The organism is Phreatobacter aquaticus, from assembly GCF_005160265.1.
In the GTDB taxonomy this organism is placed as follows: domain Bacteria; phylum Pseudomonadota; class Alphaproteobacteria; order Rhizobiales; family Phreatobacteraceae; genus Phreatobacter; species Phreatobacter aquaticus.
Window position 1 is genome coordinate 4,145,705 of sequence record NZ_CP039865.1, and the last position, 15,191, is coordinate 4,160,895.

The following is a 15,191-nucleotide window of genomic DNA, read 5'->3' on the forward strand; positions in this document are numbered from 1 at the left end:
CCCCGGTCGCAACCAGGGGGCCGCACGGACCAGTTCGTCGAGGGCCTGCGCCATGAGCGTCGAGCCGATCGGCCTTGTGACGCTGCTGATCGGGCTGGTGTGCCTGTTGCTCGGCTATCGCGTCGCGGCCACTACGCTGGTGGCGGCCGGTCTGTTCGGCTCGGCCGCTGCCTTCATCATCGGTTCCGCCAATATCCAGCCGGGGCACATGTTCCTGGCCTTCGTGGCACTGGCAACGCTGACGCGGCGGCGCGAGGCGCTGGCAGCGATGCGGGCCTTGTCGCCCAGCGAACCCGGGTTCTGGTTTGCCTGCCTTGTCCTCTACGGACTGCTCACCGCCTACCTCCTGCCGCGCATCCTGGCCGGTGCCACCCAGATCATCCCGCTAGGGTCCACGGCATTCGAAGACACCGGGTTCACGGTGCCACTGAGCCCGGTCTCCAGCAACTTCACGCAGAGCGTCTATATGGGCGCCAATCTGCTGTGCTTCGCCATGACCGTCGCGATCGCCTCCACTGCATCCGGGTTCCGCGCCATTCTGACCGGTCTGATGGCGTTTTCGGTGGGCAACATCATCTTCGCCCTCCTCGATCTCGGCACCTATGCGACCGGCACGCAGGATCTGCTCGGGTTCATGCGCAACGCCCAGTACACACTTCATACCGACGTCGAAGTCAGCGGCATGAAGCGCATCGTCGGCTCGTTCACCGAGGCCTCGTCCTTTGCCCGCTCCACCCTCGGCATCCTCGGGCTGACGGGTACCCTCTGGCTTTGCGCCTACAAGCCCGTGTGGACCGGCACCATAGCGCTGGTCTCGCTGGCCTTGCTCATCCTGTCGACCTCGTCCACCGGCCTCGTCGGCGCTCCCATCGTGCTGCTTCTGCTCTACTGGACGGCGCTGGGGCGATCCGGCGTGAAAAGTGGCGGCCGGTACAGCAGCCTGGCCGTGCTCTGCGCCCCGCCGCTGGCGGTCGCATTGGCCCTCATCCTGTTCATCGATCCGACCACCTCGGCCATGATCATCGACTATGTAAATCTGGCCGTCCTGGACAAGGCGACCTCGGACTCGGGCGTCGAGCGCAGCTCCTGGAATGCCGTGGCGTTGCAGAATTTCCTCGACACCTGGGGCATCGGCGTTGGCCTCGGCACGGTCAGGGCGTCCAGCTTCCTCCTGGCGCTGCTCGCCAATGTCGGCCTGCCAGGAGCGATCTTCTACGGCGTGTTCGCCGCGACCGCGCTGCTGCGCAGCCGGGGCCATACCCGCAGCTTTCCCGCTGATATCCGCCTCGCCGCCCGCAACGCCTGCTTCGGCCTGATCCTTGGCGACCTGCTGGTCAGCCCGGTCATCGACCAGGGCCTGTTCTTCTACGTGCTCGCCGGCATCGCCTCCGCCATGCCGGAGCGCCAGGCCTCCAACGACCGCTTCGCGCCAGTGGGAGCTGCGGCATGAATGCAGGCGCAAACTTTGGGATCAATGGGCGCTTCCTCACCCAGCCCGTCACCGGCGTCCAGCGCTATGCGCGCAACGTCGTCGAGGCCATGGACCGCTCTCTCGCAACGGCTCGGGCGTCAGCGGAGCTCCTTGTGCCGGCCGGCACGGCCGATCCGCATTACGCCGCGATCTCCCGCCGCGAACTCGGCCCGTTGAACGGCCATGCCTGGGAGCAACTGACCCTGGCGATGCGATGGCCGGATCGCCTGCTCAGCCTCTGCAATACCGGCCCGGTCGCGAAGGCGGACCAGATCGTCTGCATTCACGATGCCAATGTCTTTACCGCGCCGGAGAGCTACGGCCGCGCCTTCCGCACCTTCTATGGCTTGCTGCAGCCGCAACTCGCCCGCCGCGCCGCGCGGGTCGCAACGGTCTCCAACGCCTCCGCCCGCCAGATCGCCCGCTACCTGTCGCTCGACAGCGCCGACATTGCCGTTCTGCCCAATGGCCACGAGCACGCGCTCGCCTGGGACCCTTCATTGGCTGAACTGGCGCCATCGGTGATCGAAGACGGATCCCACCCGCGCCGCTTTGTCCTCGCCATCGGATCGCGCGCGCGCCACAAGAACATGCAGCTTCTGGTCGATATCGCCCCCGATCTTGCCGCCATGGGGATCGATGTGGTGATCGCCGGCGGGGATGCCGGCATCTTTGCGCCCGAAACCCTGAAATCCGCGCCCAATGTGACGGTGATCGGCCGGATCAGCGACCATGATCTGGCCTATCTGATGGATCGCGCCCTTTGCCTGGCCTTTCCGTCCTGGACCGAGGGCTTCGGCCTTCCAATCGTTGAAGCGATGGCGCGCGGCTGCGCCGTCATCTCATCCGATCGGGCAAGCATGCCGGAAATCTGCGGCGACGCGGCGCTGATGGCCTCGCCCGCCGAGCCCGCGGCCTGGATCCGGCAGGTGCGCACGCTCGCCGAGAGCGCGCAATTGCGCGACGATATGGTTGGCCGGGGCCGCGAGCGGGTCAGGCTGTTCTCCTGGGACACAACAGCCAATGGCTATATCAGCCTGATGCAGGATCCCCGGCGTTCCATGGCGCGGCGAGCTGAACCCGCCTCGCCGCTTGCAGAACCTCGCATTGCCGCAGTTGTTGCAACGCTCGGGCGCCCCGAGGTGGTGAGCCGCACGGTTCGCCACCTGCTCGCGACCCAGGCGCTCAAACCCTCGACCGTGATCGTGTCGTGTGCAGACGTCTCTGACGCGGGCGACCTCGCCGACCTCGCCGGTGTCACCATCCTGACGGGCCCGACGGGCCTGCCCCGCCAGCGCAACACGGCGCTCGACGCCCTGCCCGCCGACACCGACATCGTCGCCTTCTTCGACGACGATTTCGTTGCCGATGCGGATTGGCTGGCTGCAGCGGCGCGCACCTTCCACGACGAACCAACCGTCGTTGGGTTTACCGGGCACGTGCTGGCCGACGGCATCAAGGGGCCCGGCATCGCCTTCGACGAGGCCGCGCGGATCGTCGCGACGGCCGATCCGAAGAGCGACTGGACCTGGATCGAGCCCTACAGCCCCTATGGCTGCAACATGGCGTTCCGGGCCAGCAGCATCGGCGACCTGCGCTTCGACGGTCGGCTTGTCCTCTATGGATGGCTGGAAGACCGCGACTTTGCCGCAGCGCTGGCCCGCAAGGGTGGACGACTGGTCAAGTGTGCAGACGCGCGGGGTGTCCATATGGGCGTCAAGGGTGGCCGCGTGCGCGGGGAACGGCTTGGTTATTCCCAGGTCGCAAATCCCGTCTACATGCTGCGCAAGGGCACGATGAGCATCCCTCAGGTTGCCGATCACATCTTCCGCAACCTTGCGAGCAATGTCGCGAAAGCGCCTTGGCCGGAGCCATTCATTGATCGGCGCGGACGTCTGCGGGGCAATGTCCTTGCCCTGGCTGACGTGCTGCGCGGTCGCATCGAGCCTGAGCGCGCAGCCAGACTTCAACCGAAGACGGGGACCTGACGATGGACGCGATGCGCGGATCTGACAGTCGATCGATCCGGCTCTGGCCGATCCCCGACGCACAGGAAGACGCCCCCGACGATGGGCCGATCGCGCTCCTGCGCTCGGTGCTTGAGGCGGTCGGCCTGCACAAGTGGAAACTGGCACTGTGGACGGCGCTCTGCCTGGCGATAGCCTTTGCCTATGTGAGCGCGACGCCCTCCACCTATACCGCCACCTCGACAATCCTGCTCGAACCGCGCCGGCAGATCGCGGCCTCAGGGCGCGAGACCGCGCCGACGCCGTCCCTCGACCTCAATCGCGCCGATAGCGAGCTGCAGGTCATTCGATCCGAACGCCTGTTGACCCAGGTCTTCGACAGTCTTGACCTGGCAAACCAGGCGGAGCTGAAGCCAAGGCCGCCGGGTTTCGTTCGTCGGGTCATCGGCACCGTCCGGGCGTTCCTGTCCGACCCGCTCGGCACCATCGAAACGATGCGGCGCCCCACGGGTGCGCCCACTGACACGCGCGCAGCGACTGCCGCCAGCGCGGATCGGCAGTCGGCCTTCGCGGCCTTCGCGCAGCGCTTCTCGGCGCGGCGTGTCGGCCAGTCCTATGTGGTCGAGATGTCCTATTCCTCATCGGACCCCGACCTCGCCGCACGCGTGGCCAATGCCGCCGCCTCGGCCTATCTCCTGCAATCCGTGGCGTTCAAGGCCGACGCGGCCCGCAGCGGCGTCGAATTCGTCCAGGGCCGTGTCGATGCCCTGGGCGCTCAGGCGCGCGCCGCAGCCGCCGCAGTCAAAGCAGGCACCCTCCCCGACGTGCCCATCCCTGACGCCGACGCGCGGGTCATTGGCGCGGCTCTGAAGCCTCTCGGCCCCTCGGCACCCCGATCCACCCTCATTCTGGCACTGGGCGGCGCCCTTGGCCTCATGAGTGGACTTTTTGGAATCGCGCTCGCCAGTTCGCTCGATCGGCGCGTGCGCAATGCCGCAACCCTGACGCGGGAAACCGGGTTGCCCTGTCTCGCCGTCGTGCCCGCAATCGCCGACAGGTCCGGTGTCTTTCGACGCAACGCGATGGAAGTGGACCCCATCGCGGCCTTCGAGCCCGGCAGCCGCTTCGCAAGCGCGATATCCAACCTGCGCATGTCCATCAAGATGTCAGCGATGCTGCCAACGAGCAGCGAGAACCACACCATCGCGCTGGTGTCATGGGCCCCGGATACGGGCTGCAGCCTGCTCTGCCTGACTCTGGCGGAACTCACTCGAAGGCTGGGCAAGCCGGTCACCGTGGTCGACGCGGATGTGCAGGGTGCCCATCTGAGCCCGTCCTGGGGCGATACGCATGGCGGCAGTTCGCTGGTCGGTGTGCTCGCCAGCCATACGCCGCTCCATGCCATCCAGTTCCAGAACCGCGATGGCGTGGCCGTCCTGCCGGCGCTGACGCCCGACGATCGGCCAGATGCCTCCGTCGATTTCGGCGACCGGAGCGTTGGCCACTTGCTGGACCAACTCCGCGCACGCGGCGATGTGCTCCTCGCATTGCCGCCGGTGGCCGATACCGCCGATGCCGCAGCCCTGGCGCGGCATGCCGATGCGGTGATCATCGTCGTCGCGGCCGGACGGACGACCATCGACGAGGTCAAGGACGCGGCACGCGCCCTGCGCAGCGTTGGCGCCCATGTGATCGGCGCCGTCATCAACGGCGCACAGACACGCTCATGAGCGCGCTCGCGTCGCGCTTTAGCCCCCTCGAATAGTCGGATTTCTTGTGCGCATCCTGCACCTTCTCAACCACACCCGTCGCCTCAACGGCCACGTCCACGCGGCGGTCGACCTCGCCTGCGCCCAGAGCGCACTCGGCCATGATGTGATGATCGCCAGCGAAGGCGGTGACTTTGACGACCTGCTGGCGCGCAAGGGGATCGAGACGTCCGTCATTTCGCACCAGCGCAAACCGCTGGCCGTGGCACGATCGCTCAACGCCGCGCGCCGGCTCGTAAGGTCCTGGCGCGCTGATCTGGTCCACGCGCACATGATGACGAGCGCGGTCCTGGCCTGGCCGGCCTGCAAGCTGGCCGGCATTCCTCTCGTGACCACCGTCCACAACGAGTTCGAGCGCAGCGCCATCCTGATGGGGCTTGGCACGCGGGTGATCGCGGTCAGCGAGGCGGTCAGTCAATCCATGCAGAAGCGCGGAATTTCAGCAGCGCGGCTGCGCGTCGTGCTGAACGGCACCATTGGCTCGGCGCGGTTTGAGGGCCGCAGCCGTGTGCCGCAAGAGCTCGCCTCCCCGTCCATCCTGTTCGTCGGCGGGCAGCATCCGCGCAAAGGCCTCCCGGATCTGTTCGAAGCCTTTGCGATCGTGCATGCACGCCATCCCGCGGCCCGGCTCTATATCGTCGGCGAAGGACCCTATCTCGACGCCTATCGCGAGATGGTCAGCAAGATGGACTGTGCTGATGCCGTGACATTTGCCGGCGCACAGGAAGACCCGTTCCAATGGATGGCAGGCGCCGACATCTTCGTTCTACCCTCGCACGCCGATCCGGCACCGCTCGTTCTGTCGGAAGCGCGTGAGGCCGGTTGCGCGGTGATCGGCACGACAGTCGACGGCATTCCGCAACTGCTTGAACAGGGCGAAGCGGGAATATTGGTGCCGGCCAAGGATCCGGCACGGCTCGCAGACGCCCTGATCGACCTTGTTGCCAAGCCGGCACATCTTCAACTCTGGCGGGACAGGAGCCAGACCAATATCGGCCATTTGACGATCGAGCGCGTCGCTCGTGAGACGCTGGACGTCTACGCATCGGCCCTCACCAAGGGCCGATGAGGCGCTCGCGTCAGGGGCGATCGCTGACGCTGGAGCGTGATTCAATCCGCGGCCCGGCCGAAACCGGCTCGCGCGCGAAGGGCAGCCTGCACAACCCGAGTGTGACATCCTTTGCCAGCATCGCATTGTCGAGATCGCTGGCTTGCTCGCCCCGATAGGTGCCAAGACGCACCAGCCGGTTGAGGGCTGCCCGCCGCTCGGCAAAGGTCGGGGCACGATAGAGCCGCGTGCGTAGCGCGTAGATATCGCTCACCCGGCGCCAGTGCGCCGCCGCCGCAAGTGCCCTGTCGGTCAACGGCCCATTCGGGCGCTCGAGCGCCAGGGTCGTCATAAGATGTGACCGCAACAGCGCCGCGGCCCGGCGCCCTTCCAGAAGCTCGCCGGCCCGCACCGCATTGCCGCGCGCCCGCTGCCAGATCGCCGGGAGCCTGGGCCCGGCAGCATTGGTGTCATGGCGCCTGTGGCGCACCAATGGCTGTGACAGCGTCACGACTTGGCCCAAGCTCTGGGCCAGGAAGTAGATCCAGAGATCATGGCCCAGCTGAACGCCTGCATCCCGGATATCGGGGCCCCGCCACTTGCTGTCGATCCACGACAAGATCTCGCGCCGGAACACCATGGTCATGCCGAGAAACCCCTCCCAGGCCGGCAGCGTCAGGGGCTCAAAAGTCCTGGAGCGGTCGATCCCCTGGGCGAAATAGCCGACATATTGGGACGCCGGGTCGATCAAGGTCGCGGTGTGGGCGCAGAGCACGGCATTCTCGCGCTGCATGGCCGCAACACAGCGTTCCAGCTTTTCCGGGTGCCAGTCGTCGTCCTGATCGCAGAAGGCAATGAACTCCCCTTCGCAAAGCGTCGTGCCGCTCAGGAAATTCTCGCCATAGCCGACCCGCTCCGTGTTGAGCCTGATCCTGACCGGAAAATGGGCGCGCTCTGCAAAATTTGAGACAAGACGCAGGGTGCCATCCGTCGAACCATCATCCGTAACCCAGAGCTCGGCCGGCGCAACAGTCTGACGGCGAATGCTCTCAAGCTGGGCCTCGATGAATCGTGCACCATTGTAGGTCGCCAGGAGCACTGAAATCTTAGCCATCGTGGATCCTCTTACGCATACGACTTGTCATATTTGATGCTAGTCGACCATCTTCAGAATGGTCGAACGATGATCGCGTTCCAATTGCTTCTCGACCTCTCCCTGTGGAGCGGATTACTGGATTTGAATTGCCATCCGCGACGCCCGGCCCGGCGGTGGCGATCGCAACGGTGCAGCTGGTGAAAACCCCACCCGAACGGATCGCGCAACATGATGGGATGGTCCGTGTTCGGCGATATCTCCATGTCTCAACAGGCGCTCGACCAGGTCGATGCCATTCCAAAGGAGCCGCCGCGCATTTTATACAGCAAGCATCATGCCAGATGGCATTTGGCTGACTGCCTCCACTGCCCCGTCGGGGCACGACAGCTGCGTCACATGGGCAGAGAGACAACCGGATCAGCCTTGTCTTCTTCAATCAACATCACGTCTCTGTGAAGATCGACACGACTGTTCGCGCGTGAACTGCCGACGCGACAGCCGGTCCTGGCAACTCACCATGGCTCTTACACGGAGCCATGATTTCATGCGGACATGACGACTCAAAAACCTTACGGGCTACGTAAGGTCAGGGGCCGCGCATCAGGATTGCTGCACCGCGTCCACGCCTGACCGTGCAGCGAATGCTTTGCCGACCAAGATGACACGTCAATGACCGCTCGATTTTCGGGCACGACTGGCATCGCGTTGACCATTTTTGAGCCAACGCACTATTTGCAACCCCTGCGACGAACAAACTTTGTGCACCGCATCAAAGGCCGCTTGATGCAGTGCAAATCCGTGGTTAACACTAGGTAAACCGGCTCTGCGAGGACCTGCGTTCCATGTCTAAGTCGCTGCCTAACCATGATATCGCGCTTGCCTTCCCAGCCGCACGCACCGGCGGGTCGGTCATTTCCAATCTGGCATGCACGGGTTGCAAGAGCGTCGTTGATTTCCTCGGTGCGCTCGTTGCCTTCTTGATGCTGTGGCCGTTGCTGCTCGGCATCGCGATTGCCATCCGGATGTCGGATGGTGGGCCGGCGATCTTCTCGCAGACCCGCATCGGCAAGAACGGCCGCCCGTTCAAATGCTTCAAGTTCCGCTCGATGGTTCTCAATGCCGAGCAAGCTCTCAAGGACCATCTGGCCAGTTCACCCCAGGCGCAGGCTGAATGGGCCGAGCATCAGAAGCTGTCATCCGACCCCCGCATCACCAGCTTCGGCCGTTTCCTCCGCAAGACCAGCCTCGACGAGCTGCCCCAAGTGTTCAACATCCTCATGGGGCAGATGAGCTTCGTGGGCCCCCGCCCGATCGTTCCCGACGAAATCCCGCGTTACGGCGAGTCGTTCGCCCACTGCTTTTCCGTCCCGCCCGGTCTGACAGGCTTGTGGCAGATCAGCGGCCGCAGCGATTGCGGCTATCAGAACCGGGTTGCTCTCGACTGCCGCTACGCGAGCGACTGGAATCTTTGGCTGGATGCCGAGATCGTCGTGAAGACCATTCCGGCCGTGCTCATGCAGCGGGGGAGCCGATAGGCCATAGCATTCGAACCCGGGATCGCGGCCGTTGAACGCCCTGACGCGCACAATCCTCGCGAGTGACCGGTCGGATATTGCCCCCCCGCCCAGGGTTGCGATCATCCACTATTGGCTCATCGGCATGCGTGGCGGCGAGAAGGTGATCGAGGCTCTGTGCCGCCTCTATCCCGATGCCGACATCTTCACCCACGTCTATGTGCCGGAGAAGACCTCGGCGGCGTTGAGGGCGCATCGCATCGCAACGAGCTTCATCAGTCGGTTGCCCTGGGCGCCGAAATTCTACCAGCGCTATCTGCCTCTGATGCCGCTCGCCCTCGAGCAACTGGACCTGCGCGGATACGACCTGATCATCAGCAGCGAGTCCGGACCTGCCAAGGGGATCATTCCGCCGCCTGGCTCGCTCCACATCTGCTATTGCCACTCGCCGATGCGCTATATCTGGAACATGTTCCACGAGTATCGCGACCGTGCCGGCTTTGTCACCCGGCTGATCATGCCGCTCCTGGCCCACTACATCCGCAACTGGGACGCCATCTCCGCCAGCCGCGTCGACTATTTCGTCGCCAATTCCCAGACCGTGGCCGCCCGCATCCGGCGCTATTATCGGCGCGATGCCGAGGTGATCTTCCCACCCGTCGACGTCGATGCCTTCGACCGGCTGCCATCGGACAAGATCGGCGACTTCCATCTGATGGCCGGCGAACTGGTGCGCTACAAGCGGCCGGAGCTCGCCGTCGAAGCCTTCAATGCCAGCGGCGAGAAGCTGGTCGTCATCGGCGGCGGCGAGATGCTTGCCCATCTGCGCAAGATCGCCAAGCCCAATGTCACCATCATGGGACCGCAGCCCTTCTCGGTCCTGAAAGACCATTATGCACGATGCCGGGCACTGATCTTCCCCGGCGAAGAGGATTTCGGCATCGTCCCCGTCGAGGCCATGGCCTCCGGTCGTCCGGTGATCGCCTACGGCCGAGGCGGGGCAACCGAAACGGTCATTGACGGCGTGACGGGCGTGTTCTTCGCCGAGCAGACATCGGATGCCATCCGCGACGCTGTCAGCAGGCTCGACGGCCTGACCCTCGATTCCGAGGCAATTGCCGCCCATGCGCGCAATTTCTCGTCGGCGCTGTTCGAGGAACGGATGCGGGCCCATGTGGCACGCCTCATGAAGGCCGAGGCCGAGGCCGATCTGGGCCGCGGCTAGCGGCACATTCGCCCGGTCGAGAAAACCGCGTTGGCGTCGATCCCTCTAAAGTCCCCTTAACGTCCCACTGCTAAAGTGTCATAGAGAGGTCCCCCTGACGGGGGACCGCTCCTGAGCGCAATCATGTTGCTCTGAAGTGGCAAGAGCCTTCGCAATGGCATCGATTGCCAAAAGGCCAGCGGGACGGGATTTCCCAGTTCGGCAACGTGGGAATGACCGGCCAGGGGATGAATGAAGCGCGATGATTGTTGTCCTGCTCCTTGCATCGATCGCGATCGGAATCGCCACAGCGGCGCTCCTGTGGTCGCATGGTATCCTGCTGGCCCTGCTCGTTGCGCCGGTTGTCACGAGCGTTCTTGTTTTCGCCGGCGCCGTGCTGATCGCCTATCGCCAGCCCAACCAATCCGCTGAATCCAGCCCGCTGAGCCAGGCCGTCAACGAGGTTCTGACCAAGCTTCACTGGCGCTGACGCCGCCTTCGCTGGGACAATCCTGGGCACGCCCCTTGCTTGGCAACGTCTATCGACGTTTCCCGGGGATCGGCCATTGACCCTCTTCGCGCGCTTACGATTGACTGACAGACACCTTCGATTCCGTTCCGGAGATCGCGACGGCAAGACCGATCAGGCCAGGCTGGAGGCTGTACGGGCCGCCATCGACGAGGCGATCGGATCCATTGACCGGGAGGCGGCAGGCGTCAGCCGCCGTCTCGCTGAGGCAACCCAGAAGGCTGCCGGCCTGTCCGGCAACGAGGAAGCGCTTGACGGTGAGCGCGACGCCGCCGACGAGAAGCTTCTCTGCGAAGCCGAACGGCAGCTCATGGGCGCCACCCGCCGGCTCGAGGCGCTGAGAGCCCACCGGCAGCATTTCGAACATCTCCTGCGGCAGGTCGCAGGCGACACGGCCGGCCCACGCCCGGTGGCGGCCAACTGAGGCGCTCCGAAGCCGGCGGCACGCTTCGTGCCTTGCAGAACTCAGCGATGCCTTGGCTCTCGGCCAATCGCCGGAACAGTCGTTCAAATGTGCAGTGCCTAGGGAGCCGAGCCCAAGCCGGCACCGAAACCTGATTTGCCACTTCAGACGCGAGCGGAGCCTGCCCATGGCACAACCCTTGATCGTTCCCGTCATCCTTGCGGCAGAGTCGACGCAACACCTCTGGCCGCTGGCTCGCGACACGATGCCGATGCCGTTCATGCCGTTGCTCGACGACGGCCGCTCGACGTTCCAGGCAACACTCGGATTGCTGGCAAGGGGCGATTTCGACCGCCCCGTCGTCGTCACCAGCAACGATTCCCGCTTCATTGCCGCAGAGCAGATGCAGGCCATGGGCATCAGCGGCGATATCGTGCTCGCGCCTGAGCAGGGAAAGCCGGCGGCCGAGACGGCGATCGGCGCCATGATTGCCGGCGACCGGGCGGCCGATGCGATCTGCCTGGTGCTGCCATCCAGCCACTGGATCGGCGATGACACGGCTTTTTCTGCCGATTGTCAGGCAGCCGTCGACCGGGCTCGGGCCGGCGAGATCGTATCTGTCGGGCTGCCACCCCAGTCGGGTCGCGCAGCGGGCGCCCAGATGGCCGTCGATCCATCCGACCGCTCGGGCTTTGCCGCCCTCAGGGAATATCTCGAGAGGCCCAATTCCTTGGCAGTCGCTGACGGCGAACTCGGCACCAGACTTGCCGATAGCGGCAGCCTGGTCTTCGGCGCCAGCAAGTTCCAGCGCGAGCTTGCCGCACTGGCCCCCGACATGGCCACGGCAAGCCGAGCCGCGCTTGCCGGCGCCTGCCGGGATCTCGACTTCATCCGGCTGGACAGCGAAGCCTATCGGCGTGCGGGCACGGCATCGCTCCTCTCGCTTCTCGTTCGGCGTACGACACCGATCCTGGTCCAAAGTCCCACTGCCGCGTGGCAGGCGGTCGATGCCTGGGGCGCCATCCACGCCGTGAGGAAAAAGGACGGCCAGGCCAATGTCCTGGAAGGTCCCGTCGTTACCCAGGGCTGCTCCGGCTCCGTCGTCATGAGCGACGACATCCTGACGGCTGCCATCGGCCTGACCGACATGATCGTGGTGACCACCCGGGATGCCGTCCTGGTGGCGCCTCGCTCGGAGGCCGCCAATGTCGAGGCCCTCGTTGCCAGGCTCAGGCACGATGGCCGGCGCGAAGCGTCCGAGCATCTGCGGGTCTATCGACCCTGGGGGTGGTACCAGCGCATCGATATCGGCACGCGCTTCCAGGTGAAGCGGATCAGCGTGAAGCCTGGCGGCCTGCTCAGCCTGCAGCGCCATTTCCATCGCGCCGAACACTGGGTCGTAGTGACCGGTACGGCGGAGGTGACGGTCGATGGCACCGTCTCGATTGTCCACGAGAACCAGTCGGTCCACTTGCCCATCGGTTGCGTCCACCGCCTGACCAATCCCGGCAAGATTCCGCTCGAACTGATCGAGGTCCAGGTCGGCAGCTATACCGGCGAGGACGATATCGTGAGGCTTGAGGACATTTATGCCCGCGCCTGATCGCCAGCGCCCACCCCGGTCACCTGCCCTGGTCCCGTCTCGACCGGAGCAGATTGTCGCCGGCTCAAGGACCGCACCTCATTTCCCCCAAGCGCCCGGATATCGTGATGCAGGATCTTGAGCCCGCGGAGACCATCAATCCCGAGGTGGACGGGTCTTACGACGCCATCGTGCTGGGCGCCGGGATTACCGGCCTCGTCTCCGCATCGATCCTGCTTCAACAAGGCTGCCAGCGGGTTGTGATTGCCGATCAATATGCGCATGTCGGCGGCAATCACATCGACGTGGCGGTGGGCGGCTACACATTCGATGTCGGCAGCTTCATCTTCCAGGACGATTCCCCCCTGCTGCGGCACTTTCCCGAGCTGTTGGCCCTGTACGAGCCGATCTATCCGACCTGGGGGCGCCTGAACCCTCAGGGAAAGGTCACGGCCTATCCCATCTCGATCCGGGACGACATCATCGCGGCCGGGCCCGTGGGGATGCTGAGGATCTTCGGCTCGGCAGCCTATGCCCGCCTGTTCCAGCGCCGGATGACCAATGCGCGGGAATTCGCCCGATACTGGATCGGCGGCCATCTGCTGTTCCGGTCAGGATTGGAAACCTACATGGAGCGGTTCTACGGGGTCTCGCCCGACAGGATCGATATCGAACTGGCGCAGAAGCGCATGCTGTGGATCAGCGAGCACGCCTCCATCGCCAACCTTGTCCGCCGCCTCCTCCGCCCTGCCCCATCAGGCCCGGCGAACCAGCAGATGGCGCGGCCGAAGGCCGGCTTCGCCCATCTCTATCAGGCGGCGCGCGAGAGGCTTGAACGGCGCGGCGCAACCTTCCTGCTCGGTGACAAGCTCAGCGCGCTCGGCAAGCAGGACGGCCAGTTCCAGCTCAGGATCGGCGACCGGACGGTGAGCGCACCGAGGGCTGTTTCGACGATTCCGCTCAACCATGCGACCGAGCTTTGCGGCCACAAGTCGCCCGCACCGCTTCAGAGCATCACGCTGGTCAGCCTCTTTTTCAGCTTTGCCGGGAGACGCGGCTTCGACCAGTCGGTGCTCTACAATTTCTCGCATCAGGGCGCCTGGAAGCGCATCACGGTCTATTCGGACTTCTATGGCCGGACCAACGACCGCGAATATTTCACGGTCGAAGTCATCGGCAAGCCCCAGGACAATTCCATTCCGGATGAGGAAGCGGCGTTCAGGGCCCATGTCCTCGCCAACAACCTGTTTGTCGGCGACCTTAAGCTCGAGGGCAGCTTCATCCTCGACAATGCCTATCCGATCTACGCCAAGGGCTCGAGCGAGCAGGCGGCGGCAGCGATCCGCAGCCTCAAGGCCATGGGCATTGAATCCTTCGGACGCCAGGGCGGGTTCGACTATCAGCCGACCGCGCGTGTCTCCACGCAGGAAGCGGAATCGGCGCTCGGAATGAAGCGGCTGCCATGATGACCGCTCCCGGCCACGCGATGTGCCGGCAAGGACCGGGCACACCATGGTGACAGGTTCCGACGCTCCCAGCGCCGCTCCCCTTGTGTCGGAGCAATCCGGTGCTGCCTCGCATCCCAAGCTCGCCATCGTCATCACCTGCTTCAACTACGAAGCCTATGTCGAGCGGGCCATTGCCAGTGTCCTGATGCAGGGGCGCGGTGATTGGGAGCTGGTCGTCATCGACGACGGCTCGACCGATGGCTCCTGGGCCGCCATCACCCGAACCGGCGCGAAGGCCTTCCGGATCGAGAATGGCGGCCAGAGGGCGGCCTGCCTGTTCGGTTTCGACCAGACCAGCGCCCCCTTCGTGCTGTTCCTCGATGCCGATGATGAGCTGAAGCCGGGAGCGCTGGCCACGATCATGGCCAGCCTCGACCCCGATGTCGCGAAACTGCAGTTTCCCCTGACACGCATCGACGGCGCTGGCGCGATCATCAGCGGGGCCGTGCCGCCGCTCGATGACTTCCGCACGCGCGCCGACCTCGCAACACGGGTGCTGAGGACCGGCGTCTACACGACGCCTCCAACCTCGGGCAATGTGTTCCGCCGCGACCTCTGCGAGGTGCTGCGCGAAGCAACCTACGACAAGGCGGTCGACGGCATCATTCTCTTCGCTGCGCCGTTTCTGGGCGATGTGGTCAGCCTGTCGGAAGAACTCGGCCTCTACCGCATCCATGGCCGCAATGATTCAGGCCTCGGACGGCCAGCCGACCCCATTTCGCTCAATCGCGACATCCAGCGCTTTGTCGAACGGCTGGAACACCTGCGGTCGTTCCTCGTCCGCTTCGGGCTCGCCAGCCAGCTGGTCGCAGCCAACGACTCGTTCTTCTTCCTCGAGCGTCACTTCGCCCTCGATATCGCGTCCGGTCGGCGGCCGCGCCTGCGCGGGCTGCCTCACCTCATTCGGTGCCTCTGGCTGGAATATTTTCCAACCCGCACCAAGGCTGTCGTCACTGTGTTCTTCATCATCGCCGCGCTCCTGCCCAATGCGCGCGCGCAGCGATTGATGGCCTATCGGTTCAATGTCGGTCGAAGATCGGCACGTGATTTGCTGAGAGCTCTGGTGGGGCGTGACGCTTGAGCCCAGGTCATCGGCAGGA

Annotated in this window: 12 protein-coding genes; 11 read left to right on the forward strand and 1 reads right to left on the reverse strand. The window is 64.7% G+C overall.

Annotation, left to right across the window (positions count from 1 at the left end; translation table 11 throughout):
- The first annotated feature begins 52 nt into the window (after positions 1-52).
- From E8L99_RS19695 to E8L99_RS19710, 4 genes are read left to right on the forward strand one after another with little or no spacing between them, the layout of a single operon-like run.
- The gene (locus tag E8L99_RS19695; protein WP_137101146.1) at positions 53-1,450 is read left to right on the forward strand and encodes a hypothetical protein; all 1,398 of its coding nucleotides are present in this window, start codon (positions 53-55) and stop codon (positions 1,448-1,450) included.
- Positions 1,447-3,459 carry a glycosyltransferase family 4 protein gene (locus E8L99_RS19700; protein ID WP_137101147.1) on the forward strand — a complete coding sequence of 671 codons (2,013 nt, stop codon included), beginning with the start codon at positions 1,447-1,449 and terminating at the stop codon, positions 3,457-3,459. Before E8L99_RS19695 ends, E8L99_RS19700 begins: the two co-directional genes overlap by 4 nt.
- A gap of 11 nt (positions 3,460-3,470) precedes the next feature.
- The gene (locus E8L99_RS19705; RefSeq protein ID WP_168201743.1) at positions 3,471-5,168 is read left to right on the forward strand and encodes a Wzz/FepE/Etk N-terminal domain-containing protein; all 1,698 of its coding nucleotides are present in this window, start codon (positions 3,471-3,473) and stop codon (positions 5,166-5,168) included.
- Between the two features lie 46 nt (positions 5,169-5,214).
- Positions 5,215-6,276 (forward strand): glycosyltransferase family 4 protein, encoded by a 1,062-nt coding sequence (locus E8L99_RS19710; protein ID WP_137101149.1) that lies wholly within the window; start codon positions 5,215-5,217, stop codon positions 6,274-6,276.
- A 10-nt stretch (positions 6,277-6,286) separates the two neighbouring features.
- Here E8L99_RS19710 and E8L99_RS19715 read toward each other — a convergent pair whose 3' ends face one another.
- Entirely contained in the window at positions 6,287-7,369 is a 1,083-nt protein-coding gene (locus E8L99_RS19715) for a glycosyltransferase (protein WP_137101150.1), read from the reverse strand.
- 824 nt (positions 7,370-8,193) lie between these two features.
- Between E8L99_RS19715 and E8L99_RS19720 the strand changes: the two genes are divergently transcribed.
- The 7 genes from E8L99_RS19720 to E8L99_RS19750 all read left to right on the forward strand — a co-directional run bounded on the left by E8L99_RS19720 (position 8,194) and on the right by E8L99_RS19750 (position 15,172).
- Positions 8,194-8,886, forward strand: a complete 693-nt coding sequence (locus tag E8L99_RS19720; protein ID WP_137101151.1) for a sugar transferase — start codon at positions 8,194-8,196, stop codon at positions 8,884-8,886.
- Positions 8,887-9,010: 124 nt separating this feature from the next.
- Complete coding sequence (locus E8L99_RS19725; protein WP_137102209.1) at positions 9,011-10,090, forward strand: glycosyltransferase; 1,080 nt, start codon at positions 9,011-9,013, stop codon at positions 10,088-10,090.
- Between the two features lie 241 nt (positions 10,091-10,331).
- Positions 10,332-10,559 carry a hypothetical protein gene (locus E8L99_RS19730; RefSeq protein WP_137101152.1) on the forward strand — a complete coding sequence of 76 codons (228 nt, stop codon included), beginning with the start codon at positions 10,332-10,334 and terminating at the stop codon, positions 10,557-10,559.
- Positions 10,560-10,635: 76 nt separating this feature from the next.
- Complete coding sequence (locus E8L99_RS19735) at positions 10,636-11,022, forward strand: hypothetical protein (protein ID WP_137101153.1); 387 nt, start codon at positions 10,636-10,638, stop codon at positions 11,020-11,022.
- Between the two features lie 166 nt (positions 11,023-11,188).
- Positions 11,189-12,604 carry a mannose-1-phosphate guanylyltransferase/mannose-6-phosphate isomerase gene (locus E8L99_RS19740; protein ID WP_137101154.1) on the forward strand — a complete coding sequence of 472 codons (1,416 nt, stop codon included), beginning with the start codon at positions 11,189-11,191 and terminating at the stop codon, positions 12,602-12,604.
- 107 nt (positions 12,605-12,711) lie between these two features.
- Positions 12,712-14,049, forward strand: coding sequence for an NAD(P)-binding protein (locus E8L99_RS19745; RefSeq protein ID WP_137101155.1), 1,338 nt, complete (start codon positions 12,712-12,714; stop codon positions 14,047-14,049).
- Between the two features lie 46 nt (positions 14,050-14,095).
- Entirely contained in the window at positions 14,096-15,172 is a 1,077-nt protein-coding gene (locus E8L99_RS19750; protein ID WP_137101156.1) for a glycosyltransferase family 2 protein, read from the forward strand.
- Positions 15,173-15,191: the final 19 nt, after the last annotated feature.

What these genes read in the sequence shown, in the direction of transcription:
- E8L99_RS19695 (WP_137101146.1), top strand. Translation starts at nt 53, where the DNA reads ATGAGCGTCGAGCCGATCGGCCTTGTGACGCTGCTGATCGGGCTGGTG.
- E8L99_RS19700 (WP_137101147.1), top strand. Translation starts at nt 1,447, where the DNA reads ATGAATGCAGGCGCAAACTTTGGGATCAATGGGCGCTTCCTCACCCAG.
- E8L99_RS19705 (WP_168201743.1), top strand. Translation starts at nt 3,471, where the DNA reads ATGCGCGGATCTGACAGTCGATCGATCCGGCTCTGGCCGATCCCCGAC.
- E8L99_RS19715 (WP_137101150.1), bottom strand. Translation starts at nt 7,369, where the DNA reads ATGGCTAAGATTTCAGTGCTCCTGGCGACCTACAATGGTGCACGATTC.
- E8L99_RS19720 (WP_137101151.1), top strand. Translation starts at nt 8,194, where the DNA reads ATGTCTAAGTCGCTGCCTAACCATGATATCGCGCTTGCCTTCCCAGCC.
- E8L99_RS19725 (WP_137102209.1), top strand. Translation starts at nt 9,011, where the DNA reads ATGCGTGGCGGCGAGAAGGTGATCGAGGCTCTGTGCCGCCTCTATCCC.
- E8L99_RS19730 (WP_137101152.1), top strand. Translation starts at nt 10,332, where the DNA reads ATGATTGTTGTCCTGCTCCTTGCATCGATCGCGATCGGAATCGCCACA.
- E8L99_RS19740 (WP_137101154.1), top strand. Translation starts at nt 11,189, where the DNA reads ATGGCACAACCCTTGATCGTTCCCGTCATCCTTGCGGCAGAGTCGACG.
- E8L99_RS19745 (WP_137101155.1), top strand. Translation starts at nt 12,712, where the DNA reads ATGCAGGATCTTGAGCCCGCGGAGACCATCAATCCCGAGGTGGACGGG.
- E8L99_RS19750 (WP_137101156.1), top strand. Translation starts at nt 14,096, where the DNA reads ATGGTGACAGGTTCCGACGCTCCCAGCGCCGCTCCCCTTGTGTCGGAG.